Origin of the sequence: Shewanella sp. SACH (genome assembly GCF_001887095.2) — a bacterium.
GTDB classification, from domain to species: Bacteria; Pseudomonadota; Gammaproteobacteria; order Enterobacterales; family Shewanellaceae; genus Shewanella; species Shewanella baltica.
The window spans coordinates 1,046,188-1,071,794 of the sequence record NZ_MPDG02000001.1 but is presented as its reverse complement, the minus strand read 5'-3'; the positions used below and the strand labels follow the sequence as shown (position 1 = coordinate 1,071,794).

The following is a 25,607-nucleotide window of genomic DNA, read 5'->3' as shown; positions in this document are numbered from 1 at the left end:
AACACTTAATTTTGAGACAGTATGGTCAATAAATTAAGAGGTCTATATGAGTCTGAAAAAATCACATAAGAGTTATCCGCTGGCATTTAAAGATGAAGCCGTCTTGATGGTGCTAGAACAAGGTTATAGCGTTGCCGATGCGGCAAAGTCTCTTGGAGTTAGCACGAGCCTGCTTTACAACTGGAAGGAAAAACACCAAGCCCTGCAACAAGGCATCACCTTAGAAGAGTTTGAGCGTGATGAGTTGAAGCGATTGCGTAGAGAAAACAAAGAATTACGCATGGAGAAAGAAATTCTAAAAATACCCAAGGGGCACGCCGAGGCAAGCGCCTTCTTTGCGAGAGAAATGAAGTAAAATTTTGTTTCATCAAACTGCAATCTCACCTATTCCCCATAGCACTGTTATGTCGAGTAATGAGTGTCAGTAAGTCAGGCTATTACGATTGGCATAAACGCCCTGCAAACGTGATAAGCCTTGAAACACTGAAGCTTTATCGCCTTGTTCGACAGCTATTTAAGCAAAGTCGAGGCAGCTTAGGGAATCGTGAAATGGTGAAGAAATTGCGCAAGGAAGGCTACCAGGTTGGTCGCTATCTCGTTCGTAAAATTATGCACCGCCTTCGACTCAAAGTAACCCAGCGATGTGCTTACAAGGTGACGACACAGCGAAAACACTCAGATGCAGTGGCTGATAACCTGTTAAACATGAACTTTAATCCAGTATCGGCTAATCAGGTCTGGGCGAGTGACGTGACCTATTTAAAGACGGGTGAAGGCTGGATGTACTTAGCTGTGGTGATGGATTTATATTCACGCCGGATTGTGGGATGGCACATAGACAAACGCATGACCACGGATTTGATATCCAAGGCATTAATAAAAGCCTACAACCTGCGCCAACCGGCCAAAGGGTTGGTATTTCACAGTGACCGAGGCTCGCAATATACCAGTAAGCAATTCGGTAGGCTGCTATCGAGCTATGGTATCCGAGCCAGCATGGGTGATGTGGGTGCGTGTTGGGATAATGCCGTTGTTGAGCGTTTCTTTGGTAGCTTGAAACACGATTGGATTTTTAAAGTTAATCAACCAACAAGGGAGTTTATGAAGCAAGATGTGACGGCTTACATGAAATATTACAACTTGGAGCGGCTTCATTCTGCTAATGACGACCTGTCACCTGTAGAGTTTGACAATTCTCAAGTAAAAGTGTCCAGTTTGGGTTGACCAGTACATCCTGCGCTTTGGATACTGAATGAAATGAAGAAAAGGTTCTATGAACTATCACCTCAACAAACAATCAAGACTCTTGGTGCGGATTATAAACAAATCAAACAAGAAATTGTCCGATTAGTCTTGCTATGCATGGATACACAAACAAGCTATCAAAACGAACATAAATTTAGAAAAGATTTTTATCATTTTCTGAAGGTTATCAACGTCAGCAAGACAAAACCAAACCATTGCCGACACACTTTTACATCCTTAGCATTTAATGAAGGTGCTAATCAAACGTACATTTCAAAACAACTCGGCCATGCAATCGTCTTAACAAAAGAGAAACACTATCTTAAATGGAATAAATCTCCACACAAAGTAGAACGAGATAGCGCATCCCAAAAGATAAATTCTATTTTTGAACGGTTCACAACCGCTCAAGGGTAACTATATAGCTGCTTACATTAGATAAAATAAGCATGCCAATATCCAGCATTATTAAGGTTCTAAAAAATCACCGGAACAATGCTGGTTTCAACATTTCAACTGTTCTTCCCTTCACATTAGCTAAGCAACATTTCAGTTGTTTTCACCCCATCAAATAATTCTAGAAATTGTCGAACTAACATAGATGATTTTTTACACACCTACACTTGATAACATACCAACTGTCTGTATGCCTAAGATGGGTAGATAAGTGCTGAATGAGTGAAAGAATATCACTAAGGTAAAACCGGAAAAAAATGATTGGAAGGGATATTTTAGGCTAAACAACTATATTAAAATCTACATTTGGATCCCAAATAGTTACCAAAACAAAAACAGCGACTCGTAAGTCGCTGTTTTTGTTTAATAATTTGGCGGTGAGAGAGGGAGTCTACTTCGAGACATAACGCATTGAAAAATATCATCAATATAAGCAAAAGACAAAGCTGCATTACTTTTTGCATTACTTTCGATTTTTGATAATTTCCTCAATTAGACCAATGACTTACCCTGGGAATCCGGCTCCTCAATTTCAGTTCAAAATAACAACATAAGCATTTGTATTTATTGATTTTTATATGAATATCAATAAATCAACATAAATTTAACTATAACTAACACTAGTCGCCATATTTAACTGTTTTGCACACATCTGTGATTTATTTTGATGGCTTCAATGCCTAAATCAGACGTTGTTTGAGTAAAGGCTTCATCACTAACAGACAAGCGTGAGATACCACTTGCAGGTGTTTAAGTGGACCACAACGAGTATACTCTCAAAAAAAGGCTTTCCCAAACAGCTTAAATTTGGTCAATCTACTTCTGTTTCTTATGGAGGCTCGTGTGATCTAACGCAAGTTGACGTAGTAACCAATAATGGGAGCTGGACAGTTACCTACTAACATCTGCTCGTGATGGGCGGGAGATAACAAAACCTCTTGCCCATCGGATAATATCGGCTCTAACCAGTAACCTCACCATTATAAAACACGCTGGTCTCCCCATCCTTTTTAAGGATGAGTTTATTTCCGTCAGAGAATGACTCAAGAATTTCAGAGCAACCATCAATTATTTTCTTACCTGTTACGGACTCAATTTTTGTATCGAAAGTAAATGCATAAGTCGTGGCCGGACAGCTATTTCCATTTTCCCCCGTCGAAATAATAATTAAATATTTATCGCCAAAGCGGTATGCCTTTTCAATAACAACGTATCCAGTTGATTCAGGATCTTCGACAACACCTTCGAGCACATTCACAACACCTGCCCTAGATTGGTATTGAAGCGCACTACCGTACTCTTGGATTACTACACTAAACAAATCGTTAGAGTAACCGATGCTATACCCAGTTCTCTCGACATAGAGAGGCTCATACTTCATTAGAGGGGCTGCTTGGTATGAATCTTCCACTTTAGAAGTATTAATTGGCAAAGGAGTTTCAGTGTTTTTATCACAAGCGGCTAGTGTGACAATTAAAACAATCGGTAGATAAAAAATTTTCATTGGCTATCCATAGCTATTTAAGGTTTGAAGGGAAAATGCACACAATCAACATAAGAGTCTTGACACTATCAATGCCATTTCAAGTGCGTATATTCATTTTTCTAGCTTTATGAATCAGTTAACAATTTTGCTACATTGTATTTTTTCTTCATGGAACCATGTCTGACACGCACTGGCTAGGAACCCTAGCGGAGGGAAGACCAATCTTAGGAAGCCAAATTGAAATTTTAAAAAGAGCATCCACCATCTATTGCTCTGAGACTGTCTTATTCTGTTCGCGATCTTAGCTAGCCATACAAAGTATAAAATCATAAATGGGTATGCAAAACTACCTATCAACACTGTTTTTTGACCGCTAGATGCACTATAAAATTTATATGCTATACCAAACAACATAACTAAACATAGAAAGCCAGAGAATCGATAAATAAAATAGGATAACTTAGGAAAAGACCTAACTAAACTTACCAGCATAAAAGATAATATTATAAATCCGATAATACCTAAAATTATATATCCCACTTTACATTCCCTTGTTTATTTATAAGTTAGAATCGTTAACCACAATAGTTGCCAACCTATCGATTTATAATATGTTCCGTTACAGACTAAAGTAGATATTTTTTATGCATTGTGTCACTAGAACACGTCTTTGACGGCATGTAGTGAACCCCTTCCATAAAATATTCAGAATATAATCAAACATTCAGATAACGTCGATTTAACATAAAACCATGTCAAACTTGTGCTTTTAACTCTAGCCAGCCTTGTTCGCTTAAGCGTTCCCATGCTGCAAGAATATGAGCAGGTTTCATTGCAGCCTTTCTCGCATTCCAGCTATGAACTCGCTTAACCAACTCTTCAGCAGACAGTGCAGTATCAGACTCTTGTGTCACAACCCAATGAACCGTTGACAGTAGTTCCATGCCGTTCTGAGACTCATACCCTTCAATTAGCTTAGCGACTTTATCAAAACGTTGCTTAGTCTCTGAGTATTGCTCTAGGAAACCTAAAGCCTCCTTGGCGGCATCATCTTTGAGATCTATAGGTGTCTCTGGCTTATTCAAACCATCGGCATAACCAGAAATAAAGTGACCTTCCATCTTATCAAGTACGTGACGGAGTACATCAGCGTAAGGCCCATAATGATGCTTTTTAAAAACAACCTTATTTAATGGCTCGCCCACCACAGTCAAAAAGTAAACTAACTTTTGCACTTCAAGTAATGACAATCTATAGCCAAAACCGGTAGATACATAGCGGTCGATCAAACCTAGAACAGCTGCTCTACCAATAGTCATTCGTGGGCGTCGAGTTTGATTGGGCATAAGCTCAGCACTAGGCGCTGTTTGTGGTGGATAAATGCGCCAATCAACATCAAGCAACTCAGCTAGGGAAGTATGTATGACTTGCTCAACCTCATGCCAGGGCAAACCACCCAATCCACTGCCTAGAGCAGGAATAGCGACTGACTTTAAGTCAAGACGGCGAACTTCAGCTTTAAGGCTCTCCAAACCTGACTCTATATATTCGAGCTTAGATTGGCCCTTCCAGTGCGCTTTAGTAGGGAAATTAATGATATAAAAAGGAGAATTGATTGAATCAAGTGAAACGGGCAACACAGTACCTGTCACCAAAGACTTATCGTCACAGGCTTTTTTGTACACTTTGAAGTTGTCAGGAAAGGCTTTTTTAAATTGCAAAGCCAAGCCCTTACCCATCACGCCTACTGTATTAACAGTATTGATGATTGCATCAGCTTGATCGTGCAATATGTTGCCTTTGTGATAAGTAATCATTTTAACCTCTAGTAATACCACTGTGGCCGTACAACAACCTCAGGCTTATGCTGTACAGCTTGTAGTAATACGCTCACTTCTTCTGCTATCGCTTGGGTCTTTACCCCAATTTGTCGGATAGTGTGCCATGCCACAGATTCGAATGCCAAAAATTCTGCCTGCTTCTCCTCTTTAAAGTCTGACCAATAGCGTTCATTGATTCGTTTAAGGTCCAACTCATTAATACGAGTGAAATCATCTATTTGTTCGGCATAGTCCAAATCTGCATGTATATCGGTAAAAAAGCAATTATCGTTAGTCAATCGAATGGTGTCGATATCACTGATCAAATGTAATACACGTTCTTGTCCACATTGATAGTCATCATGGCCTTTATGGATCACAAATAACATCACGGATCGAGGGCAAAAATTAAACGGCACATATTGCCCAATAGTCCCACCAGTCGCCACGTTCACAGGGCGAACTAAACGACGCTGTTTAATGTGGCTATAGCCAATATTCTGGTTAACTAAACCAAGTTCAATGCGCTTATGATCGGACCACAAGCATCCTTGGGTGAGAATGCTGATCAGATTATCAATGTGAGTGATATGAGATACTTTGACTGTCATTTTTACCTGCAAATCAATTCATTAGCGTAAACAAGCACTCTTGCCTTATTTATAAGTCAGCTTACTTGGATTTACTCATTAGCCCAAGACCTAATTAAGTACAACATCCTAAGAAACTATTCGACAACCTAAATTGGTGAATGTGTCATGTTTGTGATTCGAGAGGAAATACTTATTGCCTGTAACCCTCTATGTTAAAGACTTAAGTGCCTCTTCGAATTTCAACACTATACGAGAATGCTCCGCGTGACTTCGGGTACGCATTTGGTCTGCCATATTCAGCCATAGATCGAGAGCGGCACGGTACCCAAATTTATCAGTTTCAGGATCGACCCCCTCCAAATATTTATCAGGCTGTAAAATCAGCTCTTCAATTGAAACACGACCTCTTACCTTCAGCCGGAAAGCGTCTTGTGACTCATAATCGTAAACTGGCAATCTTTGCCCTTGTGCAACAGGCTCAAGCAACTTTGCTGCTACGTATGAACCATAAACGATCGCATAATTTCTCAGCATGGATGCCAAATTTGCGGCCAAATAACCTCTACAATTCCAATACCTAACGCAACTGTAATGGACTAATTCAAAACGATATATCGTGCGTTGATTAACCTCTCCCACAGGAACAGATATCACCAACACCCCAGAGTCATCAGGATAAAATAAGTTATTGCTGGTGGGCATGTACAAAGTTGCCCGCAAAGGTAGATGCGATTCAAGTGCAATACTTTTTAGATAGGCATCGAATCCTTGAGGATTTTTATAAAAGGAATGCGGCTCGTAAACCACATCACTGGCACAATCCAACCAATCTCTATTGATACCAAAAAACTGTGAAGCTTTTTCCATCAGATCAGAAGTTAACACTTTAGTAAGTGACTCTGCAGAGTGGCAATCGGCAATGCTCAGGCCGTGCCCAAAGAAATCAGGAATTTGGCCAGGCTTGACACCGTGGGCATCAAACAAGGCAAGGAAGCGGCTAGCGGGAGTTTCAGTCGCTGCGGGCCCCAACTTTGCCCTGAACCAAGAAAGGCATTTTTCTATCAGTTGTAAGCTAGCTAACGTTTCCCCAAATATCATCATCACTCCATGATTAATAAATTCAATAGCTTATCAAACAATCCGCTTATATTCTGCCAAACAAAATCCTATAAAGCTCATCAATACTGTTCACCGCCTGAAACTGTCTTTTGCTTACCCTACGAAGCTGTGGGCGGAGTGTTTTCTTGCCTTCCGCGTTCGCCTTGGTATGTCCTCAAGGGATGGCAGCTTATCACCGGCATCAGCCCCAAAGAAGCTGTAAGGCCCCATCTCAAGAGTATGTTCGTCGAACTCAATCCACACAACACATCCCGAAGGCTTCATCCCCAATGACATATGAATGTTTTGAACAGCTGCGTTACCACCACGTTTATCAAGCGCAGTTGGCAAGCCCTGTATAGCATCTTCGCAGCTAAGAGTTTGTGGGCAGATGTCTATTCCTAGGTAACGGCTTACCGACCTAAGGTACGAAAGATAAGAATCTACGCTGCTCACAACTTTTTCGTTGGACCCGACGCCTTGGCTCATAATAAAGTCGATATATTCTGCTTGGAATTTAATTCCCCCATTTATCACTCTCGAGGAAAATAAAAAACACCTTTTCCTGTCTTAGGGGTAATCAGATAACGGCTACAAAAATCACCCAAATGTCAGGATTCTTCTATCAGCGAGAGTGATAATTGTTAAAGCCTGCAGTAATACAGACCAAAACGGCTCATTGAGCTCATTGAAAAATATTCAAAGTAATTAGATCACTCCTAGTTTCACATACAACTCTTTCTTTTCTTTCATATTGCCGTCAGTTGGCGCTACTCGCAAAGCTGCTTTCAAATAGGCGGCGGCACCAGAATAATCACGCATCTGCTCACAAACTAAGACAAGCTGGCTCAATATATGGAATTTCATTGGAGTAGCTTGGTTTACTTTTTCTAATAAAGCTCTCGCTTCCATATACTTAGCTTCAAGACCAAAAATAGAAGATTCGAGGTATAAAGTTGCTGTATTTTCTTCAATTTGCTTTCTTTGAAGCAACCAAAACTTAGCTTGATTGATATTTCTTAGCTGTAAATTGGCCTTAACAACCAACTCGAAAAGCTCTGCAGGCTGAGTTAACTTGCCCTCAAGCAAGATCGATTTATTGGTCTCAACTACTTTCTCGAAATCGAACAGCCGATTAGCACGATACAACGCAATAAGCTGCTGATGCAGCGCTTGTAGGTCTTTACTTCTATTGTACTCTTGAGATGCTAACAGAGCAGCTTTTTGGTAAAACTGGTCTGACATTGCCTCAAGTACTGCACTTGACCAGTCTTGATCAGGTTTAGTCTGGAAAATTGGTGCGACAGCACCCGCTTTTAGTTGCTTGTTGCTGGCAGCATCAAATGCTTGCATTAATTCTGAAACAGTTGAATAACGATGTTCTGGTTGTTTTTGTAAACAGGTGAGTACAACTAGCTCCAAATCAGCATGAACAGAACTATTAATCTCGGTAGGTCGCTTGAAAGGAGCATGACGTTGCACTTGCGCGGGCGTGTCATGTGGTAACTTTCCCGTCAAAAGCTGATATAACAAAACACCCAAGCTATAAATGTCACCCAGCAATAACTCTTCTAAGCTGCCTTTACGGCAATCCACATTGGAAAATTCAGGCGCTGAATACAAAACTGTTCCACCATTTTCACGGGTGCGAACATAGATCTCTTCAGGTAAAGCTGAGCTACCGAAATCAGTTAACTTCACCAAGTCACGCTCACCAACTAAAATGTTATGTGGCTTGATATCTCCATGGGAAATAGGCATTGGGAGCTCTGCCAGATATTGCACAGCGCACAATACTTGGCGATAAATCTTAAATAGTCGCTCATAGGTTTGGCCAAAATTACGCTGTCTATCATCGAGTTTTTGTGCCAAAGTTTGACTTGGAAAATACTCCATTTCGATATAAAACCATTCATTATCAATCCGGCCCATATCAAAAATTTGTACAATGTTGTCGTGCGGCTCAACATCTAACAGCTCTTTGCCTTCGGCAAGTTGGCGGTCTTCTCGCGTAATATCCTTAGGAATTTTTACCGCGATAATTTGTCCATCTTGCAGGCGTTCGGCGCGCCATACCCAGCCATGGCTACCATCACCTAGGCATTCAAGTAATAAATATTTATCACCCAGGCGCTTATTTGTACCAGGTAAAAAATGTGCTGATTTTATATTCACATCAACACCTCATAGTGAATTCTATCCAAAGCAATTGAGCTTATGTTTTTTATAAACAAGAAGCGACTAAATACTACCTCAACCTCCGGCTCTGACTGTACAAAGGTACCTGTGGAAGAGGTAAAGCCCGAACGACAGATATCTTTTAGTTTCTGAGTATCAGGAGCACTCACTAAGCCTTGACTCCAAGCACTGAGTACCAAAGTTTTAGGGGTATGCCCCCAGCGTTGCGCTGCCTCTAATAAGTTTTTTAATTTTTCTTCGAGTTTTTGTTGACCACGAATCGAGCCATCAAATCGTTCAAATTCAATTAAACATAAAGGCGATGCCGAGGCTTTCTCAAACCAACCTGAATCTGAGCGAATATCAGCTCCAAAAGTACCCGGCGCAGGGCATTCCACCATAGCCATAAATGATTGCTCGTGCCCAAAGGTATTCCAGACACTACACCCCAAGCTATGGACCAAAACATCTTGGTCCAATAGTTTACCGCTAATCATTAATGGAAAAGCTTCGTTTATCCAAGCAACCTCAGGCATGGGTAGCTTAGCCATTGAAGGTGCCCCAAACACGTAATACTTCAGGTGATTCACCACCGTGAATAAGCGCCTTACTCCCCACTTTAACCAACAGCGGAGCCGGAATAGAACGGCCACACACTAAAGCTTCACCGGTTGATAAACTCGGTAATTCGTCCAAGTCCGCTTTACTCACCATATCTGATGCTTTGGCGATAAAACGTTGATCATCGGGGTTTTTCAAGCGCATTGTAATCAATGTATTGCACTGAGAAGTGACGTCTGAGTCCAATTTAGAAGGGCGCTGGCTGACAATGCCAAAACCAACTCCGAACTTACGGCCTTCACCGGCAATCTTTTTAATGATCCGGTGGCTTACTGCGTTACCACCAGCAGGGGCAAAGTTATGGCCTTCTTCGTATACAATAAAACATGGTCGAAGTGGATCTGTTTTGCTTGAAGCAGCCTTTAAAATCTCGCTCGACAACAGTGCACAAACGACTTGTTTTGCGGTATCACTCAAACCTTGCAAGTCTACAACTACTAAACGCCCTTGTTGATTGCTCGGACGTCCGACCATTTTATAAATATCGGTCGGCTCAGCCATAGTTGCACTGTAAAAACTTTGTGCTTCGTTCAGCACGCGCGAAAGCTTCATCGAAGCAACAGCAGCACTCCGACCCGATAACGCCTTCGCTTCAGCTTCAGAAAGGTCTCCCCACTCTTTAAGCTCTTCAATACCATCGCCTAGTAAATGCCTTAGTCGATTAATATCACGAGGCTCTACTTTATCTACAGACCGCCAATAGCGAATAGCCACATCCAACACGCGCTGTTGCGGCTCCGTTAAGCCCGGTAAAATCTCTGCAATATCATCCATTTCAAAATGGTCGAATTGAAGGGCCAACGGTATATTTTTGCTAGCGTATTTATGTTTAAACGATTCATGCTGTGGCGAGAACACCTTAATACCCGCGCCAGCGGCTTGTAGCTTTTCAAAGGTCTGTTTGATCAGTGGCAGCGCTTCTTGATCGCGCTTATCGTCGCTAGCATCTAACAAACTAGAGAATTGCAGGTTGCCGCCAGCAAGAGCTTTGCCGTATTCACCATGAGGGTCAAACACCACCACAGTACCATTATTGATGGCAACTAAGCGCTCGATGATACGGCCAACCGTGTATGACTTTCCTGACCCTGTCATCGCTAAAACAGCCAAATGCTCAGTAACCAGCTTATTCACATCAATAAAAACAGGAACCGTATTCTCACCTTTGTCGTAGCCAACCAAGTTGCCAAGGTGCAAGCTGGAGTGCTCATTAAACTCGTAAAAATCACTCAAGAACTGAAAATCTACGGTCTCAACAGCAGTACCAGGATTGAGTGGCCGACGCGGTATCTTGATCTGTCGAGAAATCGGATCGCGATAACCAACTAGCTCGACTTGAGCAAACATATTCTCGCCGGTAACATTCGCCCCCGGTAAAAGCTCAAGCTCAGTTACACCATCGCCAAAGCCTGCGTTATACAACATATTAGTACGGCTTATTTTCATTACGCGGCCTAGTACAGCGACTTCGCCTTCATCTTTACGCTCTTGATGCATAATGCGAACAAACTCACCACGACGCACTGAAAATGAATCTTTCACCACCATAGTTAACTGGCTGGCATCGCCGGTATTACCGACCAATTTACCTAAAACTTTATAAGCCATTATTCATTCCCTCATCTAAGCCAGCCAACCAGCCTACCTCAATCTCATTATTCTTAAGTGCGCCGTGTAAACCTTGGCGATAAAACTTGGCAAACTTTGGCAAAATACCAAGTTGTTGATAACCAAGTAATTGTGGTAATGGCATAGCATTACCTTTATTTTGCATATCCAGCACCATCAGCCGAGACGCAACTAAATCTAGGTCCGCGCTTTTCCAATCAGGTTCATCACCGGCTAACTGTATCATTTTTATTTGCCCGCCACGGGCACTACGAAAATGAAAGCCAATTAACCCTTGCTTAGCTTCAGTGCTGGGCTCAATGCGGTTTTCTTGTTCTGACAAGCGAAAGGCAATAGTTCGCGAATAGTTACCCAAGATGCCGTTGATAAAACGCAAGTCACCAACGCCAATCAAACTTTCATCCAACCCTGCCAGGTTTTGTAACAGTTCGCTAGAAAACCCGTCAGACTCTAAAATCTGCTTGCGACCTTGCTCATAGCGCAAATCTTGCTTCGCAATACTCACAATAGCGCTAAAACGCTCGGCTAGAATACTGGCCAGCACTACACCAGTTTGATTCCATGGGAACAGTTTCGAACGATGATTTTGCCAAAATGCTTCTATTGTTTGCTTGGTCTTTTCGTATTCATGCTTATGGCGAAGGTTGCGCTCAAGTGGTGCCATATCCCGCGCTAAAAACAGTGGCGTATCGAGTAAAATTAAATCACAAGGCTCTTGGGTTAACAGTTGTTTTTCAACCAACTGGTAAGCTTGACGAATTTCTATCAAATCAAGTCGCTTACGCTGCGCTTCAAAATCAATGTCGTCCAGTTCCGAGACTGAATCGCCACCTAGGGTGCTGACTCTGTTTTCGTCTATTAGTAAGTCGGTACGCACAGCTGCACTGGCGTAAATAAAGCCACCTAATGCTTTGTCTATACACGATTTGGTCGCAATCCCTGCGACGCGTAAATTAACTACCGTAGGCTTAGGTACCGCCTTCACTAAGCCTGCATCACGAAACAGTGGTGCTACTTGCTCAATATCGCGAATTTGTTTGAGTAAACGCCCGGCGCTACCTGGTAAACGCAGTTGACTATCAATGGCAAGTGACTGAGCTAAATTCATAGTTTTATTTTCATTCATGCTTATAGCGCTCCTGTGTTTAACTGCTCGCTAAGTAGCGGTGAATAGGTCCAATATTGCGAGGCTTGTAAGCTGTTTTTACCGGATTCAGTCAAACCCGCTTCGTTAATAAAACCATGCTGTAGCAATACTTTGCTGCGTTTTGTGATATCAAGGCTATGCACATCAAACATCAACCTAACCGCATGATTCTCGGTAAGCGCTGTGAGACTTTTACCCTTTCCGGCGTGTAGCAGTAACAAAATAACCAAATCGTATTTGTCGGGCGAATAATCTGCTAACTCAGCCTTTGCCTCAGCAATAGGTGCCGCTAGGCCCGCATGGTCGACAAACCAATTTAGCCAGTCAACTAAAGCATCGCTGTGGTCGAGTAAACTTAATGACCACAAAGGCAAAGTCGTCACCGCAAATAACCCACTGTTGCTGTGTTTGCGAACATAGCGTGTATGTACCACATCGCCCACCATATGCTGATTGCGATCAGCATTACCAGCAAAACCAATAATGGAGAGGTTTGTCTCACTCGCGAGCAACGCAGCTAATCCAGGCTCTTGAGCAATAAAAGCAGCTGGTGCAAATGTCCAATCCAGCGCTGACGGTAAATGAGCCAATTCATCTAGTTGCTCTGTTTGAGGATTAATGATCAAAGCTGCGCAGCCTGCTTGCATGGCCCATTGGTACAAGCCCTGTAATGTATAATTACTGGTTAACTCCTCTGCTTGCACCAACAACAAACCACTAGTTGGCGGTGAATTCAGCCACTCGGCCTCCAATGGTTGTGCCCCCGCAACCGTTTGTAAGAAGCGGCCTTTACGATTTGAGGCCAGTGCCGATGACAAATAAAAACTCATCGCGTCACCTCTATAATCCTGTGGCAAACGTTAAGCGCATTTTGACGATGCCTTTAGCAACCAAACCTTGTTGCTGTTCGGGTGTTAACGCGGGCTCTTGATTTTGACTTAGCGCCTGATAGAGCGTCTGCCACTGCGCCAGTGTTAGTCCTGTGCCCTGTAAAATGGTTTCACCTTGCATTTGCCAATCGCTCAATGTTTTATCACACACCATCACCAGTTCACTCACCCCTAATTTGGCCACATCAGTTAATGCCAAGTCAGTCGGAATTGCTTTTTGCTGCGAAGCTAGCAGTGGCTTTAATACTGGCAACCAGCTATTGACCTGCTCGATGGCGGAGCGTTTTACTTGGTTTAAACGTTCCTCAATTTTTAATATCTGACCTTGAATAGGCGCAATTTGTCCGCGTGCAGATTTTAATAGTTCTTCAGGTAAATCACGTAATCCCGAAAACTGACCATTGCGCAAACTGGTTTGCATGCTTTGGCGTTTGCTTTCAGCATCACTTGGTAAATCTGCAATCGCATCTCCGATCAGTTGTAGTTTCATAACCAGCTTGGGTAGCTCAGCAATATCAGCAGCGTGTTCATAGTCAGCTGTGGCGCTACTGAGTAATTGTTGTAACTGCTGGACACGTTGGTTTTGCTCGGCGAGGTTATTCACTAACTTCTCAAAGCGCTCTTTACAGTTACGGTAACTGGCTAAAATATGCCCTTGGATTTCAGCTATCGGCAACTGCTGTTCAGTATGCAGGTTTAACCCCATTTCATTAGCAAGTGCTGCAAGCTTGTCATGCGCTTTGCCTAAATCAAGTTTACGCAGGTAGTGCAATAAAGTGTCACTGCCAGCTTGCTGCTCTTTTTGTCCGGTCACACTGCTGGCATCGTCTTTTAATGCGCCATCTAAAATATGGCCAATGGTGCGCAGAGTGTTGGTGTATAAACTTTTTGGAAAATGAGTGAGCGCTGTACAGTCTGCATCAACATCTTTGATTAAATCTGCGAGTCGATGATTAATACGCTCGGCACTACGTTCGACAAATTCAGCAAATAAACAGGCCTGTTCAACCCGCTGATAAAGCGAAGTTTTTTTGTCTTCTAAATCAAGAATGTGTGCATCTTTAAGCGTAGGCTTGCTGCTATTAAGCGGTTTAACCTTAGCAACTAACGCCAACACTTCAGCCCGTTTGTTGATAAGCCCAGCCAGCACCTGGGTGTCACTGACTTCGGTAATATCAGGTAATTGCTCTTCTTGCTGTTTCAGTTTAGTGAAGAGTATTTGTGCTTTTTCCAGCTGTTCATTGGCTTCGACCGTGGCATAGCCCAACTGGTTTGTACCTAGCGGCGCGAATACTTCATTAATGCGGCCATAGCCATATACGCGGCTCATCACTGTCACGTTGGCTTTATAGCTGTCTATGGCGTTACCGCTAAACCAGTTTTGCGCCTCGATAATGGCATTTTCTAAACGGGCGCGTGGGTAGTTTTCCCAAATTGCTTGTTTTTCGGTTGGGTTAGTTAGGGTGAGTAAATTCAGCTCACCACACCACCACATCCAATCATTAAACACACCTCTGGCGGTAATACTGGTTTCGGCGACATAGGCAAAATAAAACTGCTGCTTAAAACGTTCAAACTGCCATTTGTACTGTTTATTGGGGTGCGCAATACGAGCTAAAAATAGCGGGATTTGCGCAGTACTTCGCTGCACATTATTCAGCTCGGTAAACAATCCAGCGTGTTCATCAGTGGTATAGCCTTTGGCCATATAACTGCCGGGCACTTTGAGCTTGTCTAATAAACTGCTGAGTTCATCCACCGGCACACCGTGTTGCTGCTGCAAATCCAGTACGCCGTTAAGCTCTGGATGGGCAATGGCTAGTTGATACCAGCCAGTAAACAATAAGTCGCGATCATTTGGCGATAACTTACCGTCTACTTTTAGCGGCCAAGCAATCAAACCTCGTTGTTGTAAACGCTGGCGCCATTTGTGGATTGCATCGTTGGCAAAAGTGCTTAAGGCATTTAGCTTATTTTTAAACTTGGCAGTAAAACTCTCGGAACTTAAGGTAACACTATGTTGCTGACAGACTGCCAAGCTTAAGCCGATGCGTTCTAACTGGTCCGCTTCGCTTGGATTGACATAGTGCAACAGTATTGCATCACGCAATTCAGTGCTGTCATCCAAGCGGCTGTATTGCTCCATTAAATGGGCAGAAGCGGTGAGCGCTAATACGGGCGTGCGGCCATGTTGGCGACTGTACTCAGCGGCAAAAGTATGTAGCTTATTAAGCTCATTCAGGTTACTCACCCAAGCAAATAAGGCTTTACCATCTGGGTGTAACTTAAAGCCTTCTAATGTAAACAGGCCACCTTGGCGGCTTTTCGGCTCGGTTAGTATGGCAAGCGGTGCATCATCTGCGCCGGCTTTATTGTTCAGTAAGTTTTCGTCGTAACCCCAGTTATTATCCAGCAAGCGGATAAAGCCAGTGACACGGGTTAAGGCTTTAAAAATGGGTTTTTGGCTGCTTTGTTTAGCCAGTTCGGCCATCGCCTGTTCGTGACCATCGCCCATGCTTGGGTCTTTAAATATCAACGAGTTTTGCTGCGCGCTGCGATAGCGTAAATCCAAGCGCAATAACATCGCCACACTGGGGCCAATGTGGGTGGCTTCGCTGGCTTCCAACTCGGCGGTTTCTCCGACCAACTTGTGCCATAGGGCATCCGCGGCAAATTCAATGGCGGGGTGATCGTACAATAAGCTCAATAAGTACTTAAATTCACCTTTAGACAGCGGCAATAACACTGCACCTTTATCACCACTGACAGCCTGCTCTTTAATCGAGAAAGTACGCAGGTTATCGAGCAAGGTATCCAAACTGAGCGCTTGGTCTACCGCAGGGTAATACCATTCATCGTTGTCGCGACGAAATTTAGCTTGCTCTAGCGCTTGACGACACTGCAAGCGGTCGATGCTCAGCTTTCGATAGTGCGCAGCTATCGGCTCTTGGTCTTCATTTTTCAGTGCCAAAAGTTCAGTTGCTTGGCTCACCTCAGCCAAACGCACGGGTAACTGGCCATACAGCAAACTGCGGCACTGGCCTAATAAAGCTCTATCACGAGTTTGAATCCCTTCAATGGCGCCTTTATCCAGCACGTGTTTGGCCACACGGCCAGAGCCAGTCAACACCGCTTCAAACAATTCACCCACATCATCAATAGTGCGGTCAGCTTGTTGATATTGACTGAGTACCGCATCCACATTGGCCATGACCACGTTAAACCAACCAAAGTTGGCACCACTCATGGCATAGGCGGCTTCCACCAAACCCGCTGGGTAATCAAAAGCCAGTTTGCCTGCTTTTAATAGGCTGGCGACATAGTCTGACACATCGGCAAACGCATTGTGTTCAAGCTCGACTAATTCAAAACGGCGCGCCACCGATTGGATTTCACGCAACTGCTGGCCAAGCAGTGGCGAGCACAGTGCGACATAACGCAGCCAAGGCAACTTACGACGTGGGTCTTCTTCTTTAATCGCTTTACCAATTAAGCGAATGGCTTGGCCATCGAGGCGTTTGTTTTGCTCGTCTTCTAAACCAAAAGTGGCAGCTTCGGCGACGGTTTCTAACTCATCGAGTACCACCAACACATACTGCACACCAAAGCGTTTAAGCACATCGTAGGCCGCTTGCACTAACCCCACCACTAAGGTTTGATTGATGTAGAGGTCTTCTTCGCTATGATTTTTATCTAACTGTAGCGCATCAGCCAATAACGCAGCGTTAAAGCCAAATGGCATGAGGCGCTCATAAGCTTGTTTGGCAATTTCACTTTGAATGGAACCATCAAAAGATTGGGTCGCCAGTGGCAACAGCGCCTGATACAAACCAAAAGCAAACCAGTTATCGGAGTTTTGATAATCAGATGCCACTTGCGAATAACGAATATACAACGCCAGGTATTTATCTTGCGCTTCGCGATTAAACAACTGCTGGTTGTGCAACTGGCCTTGCTCGTCACGCACAAACCAACCTTTTGAGCAGTCGTTAATTTGTGCCACGAGCTCATGACCTAAACGGGATTTACCTCGGCCCCATTCTGCCTCCACCGCAAATACATGGGCAAAGCGGTCATCATCATGATCAACCGTATGTAAAAAGGTTTGAAAGCGTTTAAAAAAGCGGCTTTGACCAACTAACGGATCTCGTGGAGGGTAATCCGACACACCAGTCGCGGCCCAGCGGTGTTGCTTAGCAAGTTTATCGACCATTCCAGCATCTAAATCAAAACTCATCACAAAAATCCTTCTAAGTTAATCCTGTTGCCCGCTCTGGCATTTTTCTTGTTGGTATAACTTGCTTGCGCTAGTTGCTTAATTGTCTGTTGTAGGTGTTGGCTTTTATAGCCAAACAATGGCGCTAACGGCAGGCTGTAACAGGCATCGCTAAACTCGGGGTGAATGCGGTAATGACCGGGTTCGCCTCTGCCCGCCTCAGTAAACTGCCAGATTTTTTTCGCCAATAATTCGGCAATGAATGCGCTCAGCGCACGGTTTAATTGCTGCGTACCCTCTGCGCTATTTGTTAGTGCGGGATAAAGAGCAATATTCAGCTCGTTCAGTAATTGCACTAAAAACTCGGCCAAGCTGCCCAAGTTTACTTCATCTCCCTCAATGCCTTGTACCGCCACATTAATTTGGCTTGGGGCAAAAGCATTTTGTCCGACGGGTAAGGTCAGCAATAAACCGCCACGATTCTCGGCGGCCCAGGCATCTTGCACAAAGCTCAGCAGGCTTAATAAAAACCACCATGGCTGCTGGGCAAAGTGCTGAATGTATGTCGCCTCAGTATTAACAGGCTGCGACACCAACAACCAATCGGCATGTGGTTTGAGGGGCGATTTAATGGGCTGCTTGAGGTTGAATTCACTCAATAACGATTCAGGCAATGCCAATAAACGGCCACGGCACCAGTTACTGGCCAGTTGTTTCGCGGTGTTATCAATAAGTTGGATTGGCGTCAGCGCTTCCGCTCGCTCACTTAAAGCGTGCAGCGTAAAACAAGCACGCAAAATGCGGCATAAGGCCGGAATCGCCGCGTTATCATTTAAGCTATGACCCAGCAAGTCGCGCTCGGTTTGCGCCAAGGGCCCCGCTGTGATTTGTGGCGTAACAGGCGTGTTTTCCAGCTGCACTAACACCCATTCACTGGCACTGCCAAGTTGTTGAATTAGCTTTACTAACACTTGCGGGTCGCTCATGGCACCCGCCTCACGGCAGCGGGCAGCGGCTAAATTCAGCCAATGGGCACGTACCTCTGGGTTTAAGCCCAAGAGCGCCAGTTGCCATTCGCCTAATTGGCCGAGTTCGTTATAAGCATTCAGCAAAGGCGCGCTTAGGCAAAAAGCGCAGCTCTCATCTTTTAAATCATTTTCTGTATCACCAACAGTACCCGCCGCAATCGGCTGTAATAGTTTTTTAAGCGCAGGAATGGCGGCCAATAACACGGCGGTTTTACTGGCCGCTAAGCCGCCACCGGACCAAAGCTGGCTTAGCAGTTGGCAACAGCCTTGCGCTGCTTCATGGCTTAACAGGCTAGTGGTTTGCGCGTTACTATCCATGTTGCTCGCCACCATAGCTACTCCTCCGCCTCAGCTTGAGCTGCGCTTTCTAGCAAGCGGTACAGCTCATCAATATCGCTAAATAGCGGAGTGGCACCGTCAATGGCATAACCTTGGTTGCTGAGCTTGCTTAAAATCGCTTGATCTAAGCTGTTGTCGCCATCATTCAAAGCTTGCTGAACTTGGATCAGTTGTTGCTCGGTGAGTTGGCCTTCAATTAGGGATTCGACGAGGGTTTTGGCGGCGCTTGTGAGTGACTTTGATAGATTTACGGCACTTATTTGCTCTATCAGTAATTTATCAATCTCTGTTTGAAACTCTTGCGTCGCTTTCCATATAGCAATTGAACTTAATTCCTCGGTATTTATATTTAGCTGCACAGCACCATTTTCTAATCGTCGAAATTGTTGCTGACCCACCCAAGAATTTAAGTACCAGCTAACATAAGCAGGTAGATACGATTTTGTTGCTAGTTTGCATTTAATAATGAAAGACCCATACCAATATTTTGCATGTTCAGCAGCTACATAAGTTGTTACGCCGACTGTACCACTTCGCGTGATTAGAATATCGCCTTCTTCAACATAAGCAGTTTTAAGTTCATCTTTTAAGGACTTACTCAGATAAACTATATCATCTTGATTAATTCTGTTAGGTGATAGAGCGTTACCACGAATAAAAGGTAAGCCCTCAGAGTTTACGTAGTTTGCAGCTATAGATGCGCCGTATTTAAAACCCGAGCAAATACTACCAAAGCTTTCAAATTCATTATTGAATTGAGCATAAAGATCAAGATGCTTCTTTGCATAGTAACGCGCATCTAATCTATTTTCCGTCAAAAATTCTAAGGTCGCTTTTGAGTGCTTAGCTTCCCCTATCACGGGCTTTGAGGTCGGAATTTGGTTTTCAAAGAACGCTAATTTGACTTCCAACCGCTTCGCCCAAGCGCGAAGTTGCTCGGCTTGGCGAACTTTATCCCCGATGTATTTTTGGGTGGCCTTCTCAAACAAGCTTACATGAACTTCTCGTAAATCCTCTAGGTTAATACCAGCTTGAACAGAGCCTGTGATCTGTCTTTCTAATCGTTTCTGACCATGCCGGCTACTTAAAAAAACGACTAGGTAATACGGGTCAATTTTCGATGAATCTACTCTAACTCTTGATATGTGCCTATTTATGTTACAGTTGGCACCTGATTTCACATTCAGAATTGCTGGTCTTCCAACATAGCCACCAATTGCAATGAGAACATCACCTGTCTTTGCTACAGAGCGTTTAAAAGACTCATAAACAGTCTTCGATACCTCATCGCAATCATCAGAATCTACAAACATACCTTGGAACTTTTCAGCTTTAGCAACCCTGTATAACCCTTCAGATGTGCCTTCTGGCTTTAAAATGCCATAGACTATTGGAGCGTCCTCTGTTCGGAGACTTTCTAATGCTTCACTAGAGAGAGCTGATAGCTTCTTTTCATTCACAATTTGTTCTGGTGAATAAAAGTTTGGATCAAGTCTTTTTGCCGTTAATTCTGACTTCTTTAACGAGTAAGCAAACATCACTCACCCCGCTTATAAGCCGAGACAATCTTATCCAGATCGTTCGCCACACCGGCGTTATAGTCTTCGATATTGTTTTTCACCACATAACCCAAGGTTTCGGCTACCGCCATAAACACGTCGGTTTGTGGCTCGGGTAAAAACTGCTCGGGCTGGTTCGGGTTAGCGTGGCGTTTTTGCAAATACAAAATCGAGGTTTTTGCGCCGGTACCGGAGAGCTTAAAGCAATCGCTCGGTAGTGAAATCACCGCTTTGACAATGGCCTTGCCGCCGACAAACTCGCCGCTTTGTTCGTCTTTTTTGCCCATAATGTACTCGCGCACATACTTATCGCCGGAGTTACATAAAATGCCATCGGGCAAGACAATCATTAAGCGGCCACCGGGTTTGAGCAATTGTAGGCAGCGGTCGATAAACAGCACCGCAGGGTCAATGGTGGCGCCCACCTGCTTCCAATTGCCTTTTTTATCGGGCTTACTACCCAACGCTAAGCCTTCAGTAGTCGGTGATAAGCTATAAATTGGGTTAGAATCAGTGCCCCCGGCTTTACGTAAATCGGTGCGGTAACCCGCCCATTTCGGCTCGCCATTATCATCCAGTTCGAGATCACCAGTGTTTTCCCACTTCATTTTTAAATGGTCGTAGTAAGCGTTATAGCTATCGACCACTTTTGCAGCCGGACGGAAACCACCGAGTACTTGCTCCATATTGGCTTCGTAATTGGCTTTGGAGCTTTGGCCGTTTTTGCCTTTATCAAACTTAGGTGTACCAAAGGGCGGATTGGTGCAAATTAAATCAAAGCTATTAGGTTTAAGCGCTTGGGTTGTGAGTGAGTTATCGGTATAAAAAATTTGCGCTTTGGGTGCGCCTTGCAATGCCATATTGACCCGAGCCAGCATGACCATACGCGGCGCGGCATCGGCTCCAGTAAAGGCGTGGTTGCGCAGTTGTTGTTTTAGGGTTTCTTTTTTATCGTCAGCCATGACCAGTTGATAGTCGATTAACTTGACTAATTGGCTAAGCGCGACTGAACCAAAGCCGAAAGAGCCGCAGGTGGGATCGCAAAAACGAAAATCGCCATTGGCAAGGCGAGCAATGGCTGCATCGTCGTTGGCGATGTCGTTTATAGCTATTTCGAGCATGGCTTGTTTGACTGGGTTTGGGGTGAGGTATACACCAAGGCCACCTTTGGATTCAAAGTTAGCGCGTAGGAATACGTCGAACACTCGGCCGAGTAAATCGCCAGAGACATCGCCTAACGTACCGTACTCTTTAACGATTTTGCCATCGTTGCTTTTTAGCGGCCCTAAATTTTGCAGCGCTTCGAGTAAATCAAGGTAGTTTTTTGCAACAGATAAACGTAAGTGGGTATCTTCTGAGAAAATGGCATTGCGCGTGCCGTCGTCGCTGGTGACCACGTAGTCGGGGTGCGATTTAAATTTATTAAAGGCGTCTTTAATTAAGTCTACCGCTTTATCACCCTCGGCTTGCACGAAGTGCCAGTTAAATACGCTGCTGAACAGGTGCTCATTGCCGAACTTATCATTAAAGGTGATATCGGGATGGTAAATGCGAAAGCTTTCTAAAAATAGCAGCTTGGCCACTTCTTCAATGATGTCGTTTTTGTCGTTCACTTTGTCTTTGGTAACGCGATAGACGTTTTCGTGAAAGGCATCAAAGCGGTGCATTAAACGGGTGTAAATACGCATCGACCAACGAAATGTTGGATCGCGTTCTAGACGGTCAAAGCTACGTAACTCTTCGAGGCTGGGCAGTTCATCAACGCCATGGGTGCCGTCGGAGCCATCGGCACCAAATAAGGCTAAAACGCGCTGGTTGGTGCCATCAGCCACCACGGCAAACACTGGCCAATCTTGATCGGCATCCAAATCATTTAGCAAATGGTCGGTTGCCAATTCATCGAATTTGGCGGTGTCGGCAGCATATTCCCAATGACCTTCGGCCAGTGCGACTAACATAACTGGAGGCGTTAAGTTACCTTCTACCAAGCCTTGAATAAGACCCGCTTTAGCAAATTCATGCTCAGGTAGCTCAATTAATGGCTCTGTGAACTCGGTGTGTTGCTTGGTCAGCTCATTAAACAACTGTTCAAGCTGTTGCTTTGGTGATGTTGTATCTTTTGCCATGATATTTTCTTAATTCTTATCTTAAGTCGTTCAACGATGCCTTTGGGTTGGTTGCGGTTACTGAACCTGAAAATTAACCAACACGCTAATTCACTAAAATCAGCAAAGGCCCTTTAATGTCTAACTGCGCGTGCTGCTGCGCCAGTTTGCGTATATGTTGTTCGCTAGTGGTGATACCTGCAGGGAGCTTTTTTAGTACCAGCGCCAGAGGCATGCGACCACCCGCTTGTTGCAATAGCGATAATAAGTGCTCGGTAATATCAGGGTTTACCTGATAAGTGGGTTCGCTTGATTGCAGCAGCTTGTCTCTTTTTACTGACGCCAACCATAGTGCGACTTGTGTCTTACTAAAACCCAATTCACGCCAGCAGACCTGATAATCGTGCCACATGCTTTCAAGCCCTTGGGGTGAGCGTTGTACATCAGCAAGTACTTTTTCGATATTCATTGATGACGTCTACTCTTCTGCAAAATAATCTGAATCGATTGCTTTAACGGCATACAACTCGCGAGTCGAAACACCGACATTGTGCTCTATCATCAGGGCTGCCAGTTCATGGCCATCAATCAGCACGATGCGTTTTTCAATACGGGTAACAAAATCACGGGCGTCTTTACTGAAATTTGAAGTAGTAATAAATACGCCTTTACGAGCGCGATGCATGTCGAGCGCCCCTGCAAACGCTTGAATATCTGGCCTACCGACTGTGTTATCGCGGTAACGTTTAGCTTGCAGGTAGATGGAGTCGAGCCCGAGTTTATCTTCTTTGATGATACCATCAACACCGCCATCACTGCTGTACTGAGTTGCTTGGCCAGCATCCTTTTGACTGCCACCGTACCCCATGGCTAGCATCAAATCGACCACCAGCTGCTCGAAAAACTTGGGCGATAATGTGTGGATTTGTTCAATCAATTCATCGGCAAGTGCTGAATTAAGGGCGGTAAAGGCGATATCGATTAACTCTGTAGGAGTTTGAGCATCATCATGTTGATGAGTTAACTCTTTGCCACGACTTCTGTTAACTTCAGTGGATGTTTTGTTGGTAGTCGATGGCTCATTGCTGGTACTTAAGAAGCGATTAAAGTCTTCAAACTGCGCAAGGTAATGGTTATTAATCGGCTTTCCACTAGCCAGAGCTTCCCGACCTCTTTGGGTAATTTGACAAACACCGCGTTTGGGCTGACTAATAAGTCCAGCCTTAGCCATATAGGTTTTGGCCCAGCCAACCCGACTTCTAACATATGTGGTTTTGCCACTCGGAATTGTCCGAGTTAACTGCTCAGCAGTAAAGCCATAATGGTTAGAAACAGCGAGGTACATCTGCTGGAGTGTTTTAACCTCTCCATCCGCCAGCACCTTAAGCACCGCAGGCATCATCTCTTCATAGCTTGGAATTGTATCGACCATCCCTGTGCCTCACCTCTTATTATTCTTGTGGCAAAAACAGCAACGGTAATCGCCTAAAAGCTTTCAAATATCATGTTCAAAGCAGATTTATTAAACGATTAGACCATTTAGATTTCTGCCGATAACTTTTAGGATTGTGTCAGAAAAGTTCCATCTAATCCAGTGAGATAGCACACAGTCTTTGCCTTTGAAGCCAAGAAGGCTGAATAAAGTCTATTGGAACAATAGACTTTATTTTTGACGGTTTGCCCTTTCGTTATCAGTGGTGTAATGCGGCATCCTTAGTGCTATAGAAATTGGCGCCAAGTCCACGAGTGAATTTATCCCGACTAACCAACTCACTTCATCCTAGCAGACTGGGAAATTCGATCAAATATATAAAAAATAATGGGTTGATAATAGATTTTGCATATATTGACGTGACAGAGGTTACTCTTCGTCATCTTCTGGCACGATAACGAATAACTCCAACTCATCTGTAACATCTTCAGCGTATTCCTTTCCTTGTGGTCTGACCCATACCCGAATGCACTCACGTAACGAAACATCTACTTTATTCTCATCCATACCAAAGCACTGGTTAAAATCGAATAACTTCAGGGCGAGATTGATAGTAGCTACAATGTCGCATTTTGAGTTAAGAGGCCCTTCCATATATGCTGTAGCAAACTCTCTGACTAACGAAGTTTCAAGCATTGCAGAAGCAAACCAATCCACGGAATGCTTATAGGCGATGATCCAATTAGGACCACGCACTTCTTTAAGCATATTGTTGATGCCAAATTCGGCGGCTGAGGCAAGTCCATTATGACTACCGGCCATGCAAGAGCTCAGGATCAAGCCTTTTACTTTTCCACCTCTATCAGCTACCGCACTTGCAACTTTGTCGATCATTGCTTCTGCGACGCTTTGTCCGTCACCATGACCACCAATATATAAAATCTGTCGGGCCTCACTAGCTTCAGTTAGATGATCTAAAGCATATTCGAGAGACTGAGTATCATAAAAGTTACACTGATACATGTTGAAACGACTATCAGTTGAGCGATGGTTGATCAACTTCTTCACCCCTTCAAAAAAAGGTGTTGAGCTCGCACCACCTTGGTTTACATCTGGAGTATACCAAGGGGCCTCAGCCACCAATAATGCTACATCCTTCTTACTCATACTAGACTTCCCTATGCTTAGTCATTTATATTTCAACGATTGAAGATATTAGCCCACTCTACACTGCATCTATAGCTAAATCTGTTGTTTCTACGAGCTTTTTAAAAAAAGTCAGGCATTTTTTCATATCAGGCCGGCTTACTAAATGAGTCGCTTGTTTGTCATTAATAGACCGATGAACTGCTTCACCTCGCTTTTTTATCCATTGGTTTAGTTTGGATTGAACTTGCTCAATATCACCATCAATCCAGGTCCATTTCTCGGTCACATCTATGTATAAAAACCGCTCAAGCATTCCCTTAGTTTTCTGAGAATTTGGGGTATGAAAATACTTAAGCTCAGTTTTAAGTGTCGATGTAATAAATTTTCCAATATTCGAGCCAGCCAGGGTTCTCAAATCTGCTGTCAACTTTTCCTCAATGACATCTTCGACATAGGTTTCCCAAGCGGTTAAGGTCATGATCAATGCAGCCCGCTTAAGCTCCTCAGGTTCTCTTTCCCTACCTTCAATTTTGTTTAAATGGTCATAGGCTTCTAAAATCCATTCAGCATCTTGAATTGCCTTTTCAAAATTATCTTTAGCTTTTGTCACACGTGC

At 43.9% G+C, this 25,607-nt stretch carries 18 protein-coding genes and 1 pseudogene; 2 read left to right on the top strand and 17 right to left on the bottom strand.

Annotation, left to right across the window (positions count from 1 at the left end; genetic code table 11):
* Positions 1 to 46 precede the first annotated feature (46 nt).
* Positions 47 to 1,224: pseudogene (locus BM607_RS04735) on the top strand (IS3 family transposase).
* A 33-nt stretch (positions 1,225 to 1,257) separates the two neighbouring features.
* Positions 1,258 to 1,662: a hypothetical protein gene (locus BM607_RS04730; protein WP_249269549.1), complete on the top strand. Its 405-nt coding sequence runs from the start codon at positions 1,258 to 1,260 to the stop codon at positions 1,660 to 1,662.
* Between the two features lie 1,000 nt (positions 1,663 to 2,662).
* On the opposite strand, the gene BM607_RS04725 is transcribed toward BM607_RS04730, so the two are convergent.
* From BM607_RS04725 to BM607_RS04635, 17 genes are all read right to left on the bottom strand, one after another.
* Positions 2,663 to 3,205: a hypothetical protein gene (locus BM607_RS04725; protein ID WP_071939758.1), complete on the bottom strand. Its 543-nt coding sequence runs from the start codon at positions 3,203 to 3,205 to the stop codon at positions 2,663 to 2,665.
* A gap of 737 nt (positions 3,206 to 3,942) precedes the next feature.
* The gene (locus BM607_RS04715; RefSeq protein ID WP_071939757.1) at positions 3,943 to 5,004 is read right to left on the bottom strand and encodes a macro domain-containing protein; all 1,062 of its coding nucleotides are present in this window, start codon (positions 5,002 to 5,004) and stop codon (positions 3,943 to 3,945) included.
* Between the two features lie 8 nt (positions 5,005 to 5,012).
* On the bottom strand, positions 5,013 to 5,618 hold the full coding sequence (locus tag BM607_RS04710) for a DUF4433 domain-containing protein (RefSeq protein WP_028760101.1): 606 nt from the start codon (positions 5,616 to 5,618) through the stop codon (positions 5,013 to 5,015).
* Positions 5,619 to 5,807: 189 nt separating this feature from the next.
* Positions 5,808 to 6,701 (bottom strand): hypothetical protein, encoded by an 894-nt coding sequence (locus tag BM607_RS04705; RefSeq protein ID WP_140393419.1) that lies wholly within the window; start codon positions 6,699 to 6,701, stop codon positions 5,808 to 5,810.
* A 705-nt stretch (positions 6,702 to 7,406) separates the two neighbouring features.
* On the bottom strand, positions 7,407 to 8,873 hold the full coding sequence (locus BM607_RS04695) for a serine/threonine-protein kinase (RefSeq protein ID WP_028760103.1): 1,467 nt from the start codon (positions 8,871 to 8,873) through the stop codon (positions 7,407 to 7,409).
* Positions 8,870 to 9,427, bottom strand: a complete 558-nt coding sequence (locus BM607_RS04690) for a hypothetical protein (RefSeq protein WP_197018057.1) — start codon at positions 9,425 to 9,427, stop codon at positions 8,870 to 8,872. The genes BM607_RS04695 and BM607_RS04690 overlap by 4 nt, the downstream gene beginning before the upstream one ends.
* Positions 9,420 to 11,105, bottom strand: a complete 1,686-nt coding sequence (locus BM607_RS04685; RefSeq protein ID WP_028760105.1) for an ATP-binding protein — start codon at positions 11,103 to 11,105, stop codon at positions 9,420 to 9,422. Before BM607_RS04685 ends, BM607_RS04690 begins: the two co-directional genes overlap by 8 nt.
* Complete coding sequence (locus BM607_RS04680; RefSeq protein WP_071939754.1) at positions 11,095 to 12,252, bottom strand: hypothetical protein; 1,158 nt, start codon at positions 12,250 to 12,252, stop codon at positions 11,095 to 11,097. The genes BM607_RS04685 and BM607_RS04680 overlap by 11 nt, the downstream gene beginning before the upstream one ends.
* A gap of 2 nt (positions 12,253 to 12,254) precedes the next feature.
* On the bottom strand, positions 12,255 to 13,103 hold the full coding sequence (locus BM607_RS04675; protein WP_071939753.1) for a hypothetical protein: 849 nt from the start codon (positions 13,101 to 13,103) through the stop codon (positions 12,255 to 12,257).
* Between the two features lie 10 nt (positions 13,104 to 13,113).
* A complete protein-coding gene (locus tag BM607_RS04670; RefSeq protein WP_071939752.1) occupies positions 13,114 to 17,400 on the bottom strand; it encodes a hypothetical protein in 4,287 nt (1,428 codons plus the stop codon).
* Positions 17,400 to 18,725, bottom strand: a complete 1,326-nt coding sequence (locus tag BM607_RS04665) for a hypothetical protein (protein ID WP_071939889.1) — start codon at positions 18,723 to 18,725, stop codon at positions 17,400 to 17,402. The genes BM607_RS04670 and BM607_RS04665 overlap by 1 nt, the downstream gene beginning before the upstream one ends.
* A 17-nt stretch (positions 18,726 to 18,742) precedes the next feature.
* Positions 18,743 to 20,284: a restriction endonuclease subunit S gene (locus tag BM607_RS04660; protein ID WP_071939751.1), complete on the bottom strand. Its 1,542-nt coding sequence runs from the start codon at positions 20,282 to 20,284 to the stop codon at positions 18,743 to 18,745.
* A complete protein-coding gene (locus BM607_RS04655) occupies positions 20,284 to 22,431 on the bottom strand; it encodes an N-6 DNA methylase (protein ID WP_071939750.1) in 2,148 nt (715 codons plus the stop codon). Before BM607_RS04655 ends, BM607_RS04660 begins: the two co-directional genes overlap by 1 nt.
* An 85-nt stretch (positions 22,432 to 22,516) precedes the next feature.
* Complete coding sequence (locus BM607_RS04650; RefSeq protein WP_071939749.1) at positions 22,517 to 22,879, bottom strand: hypothetical protein; 363 nt, start codon at positions 22,877 to 22,879, stop codon at positions 22,517 to 22,519.
* Between the two features lie 9 nt (positions 22,880 to 22,888).
* Positions 22,889 to 23,842 carry a restriction endonuclease gene (locus BM607_RS04645; protein ID WP_071939748.1) on the bottom strand — a complete coding sequence of 318 codons (954 nt, stop codon included), beginning with the start codon at positions 23,840 to 23,842 and terminating at the stop codon, positions 22,889 to 22,891.
* 429 nt (positions 23,843 to 24,271) lie between these two features.
* Complete coding sequence (locus BM607_RS04640) at positions 24,272 to 25,009, bottom strand: hypothetical protein (RefSeq protein ID WP_071939747.1); 738 nt, start codon at positions 25,007 to 25,009, stop codon at positions 24,272 to 24,274.
* A gap of 58 nt (positions 25,010 to 25,067) precedes the next feature.
* Entirely contained in the window at positions 25,068 to 25,601 is a 534-nt protein-coding gene (locus BM607_RS04635; protein ID WP_071939746.1) for a HEPN domain-containing protein, read from the bottom strand.
* Positions 25,602 to 25,607 lie beyond the last annotated feature (6 nt).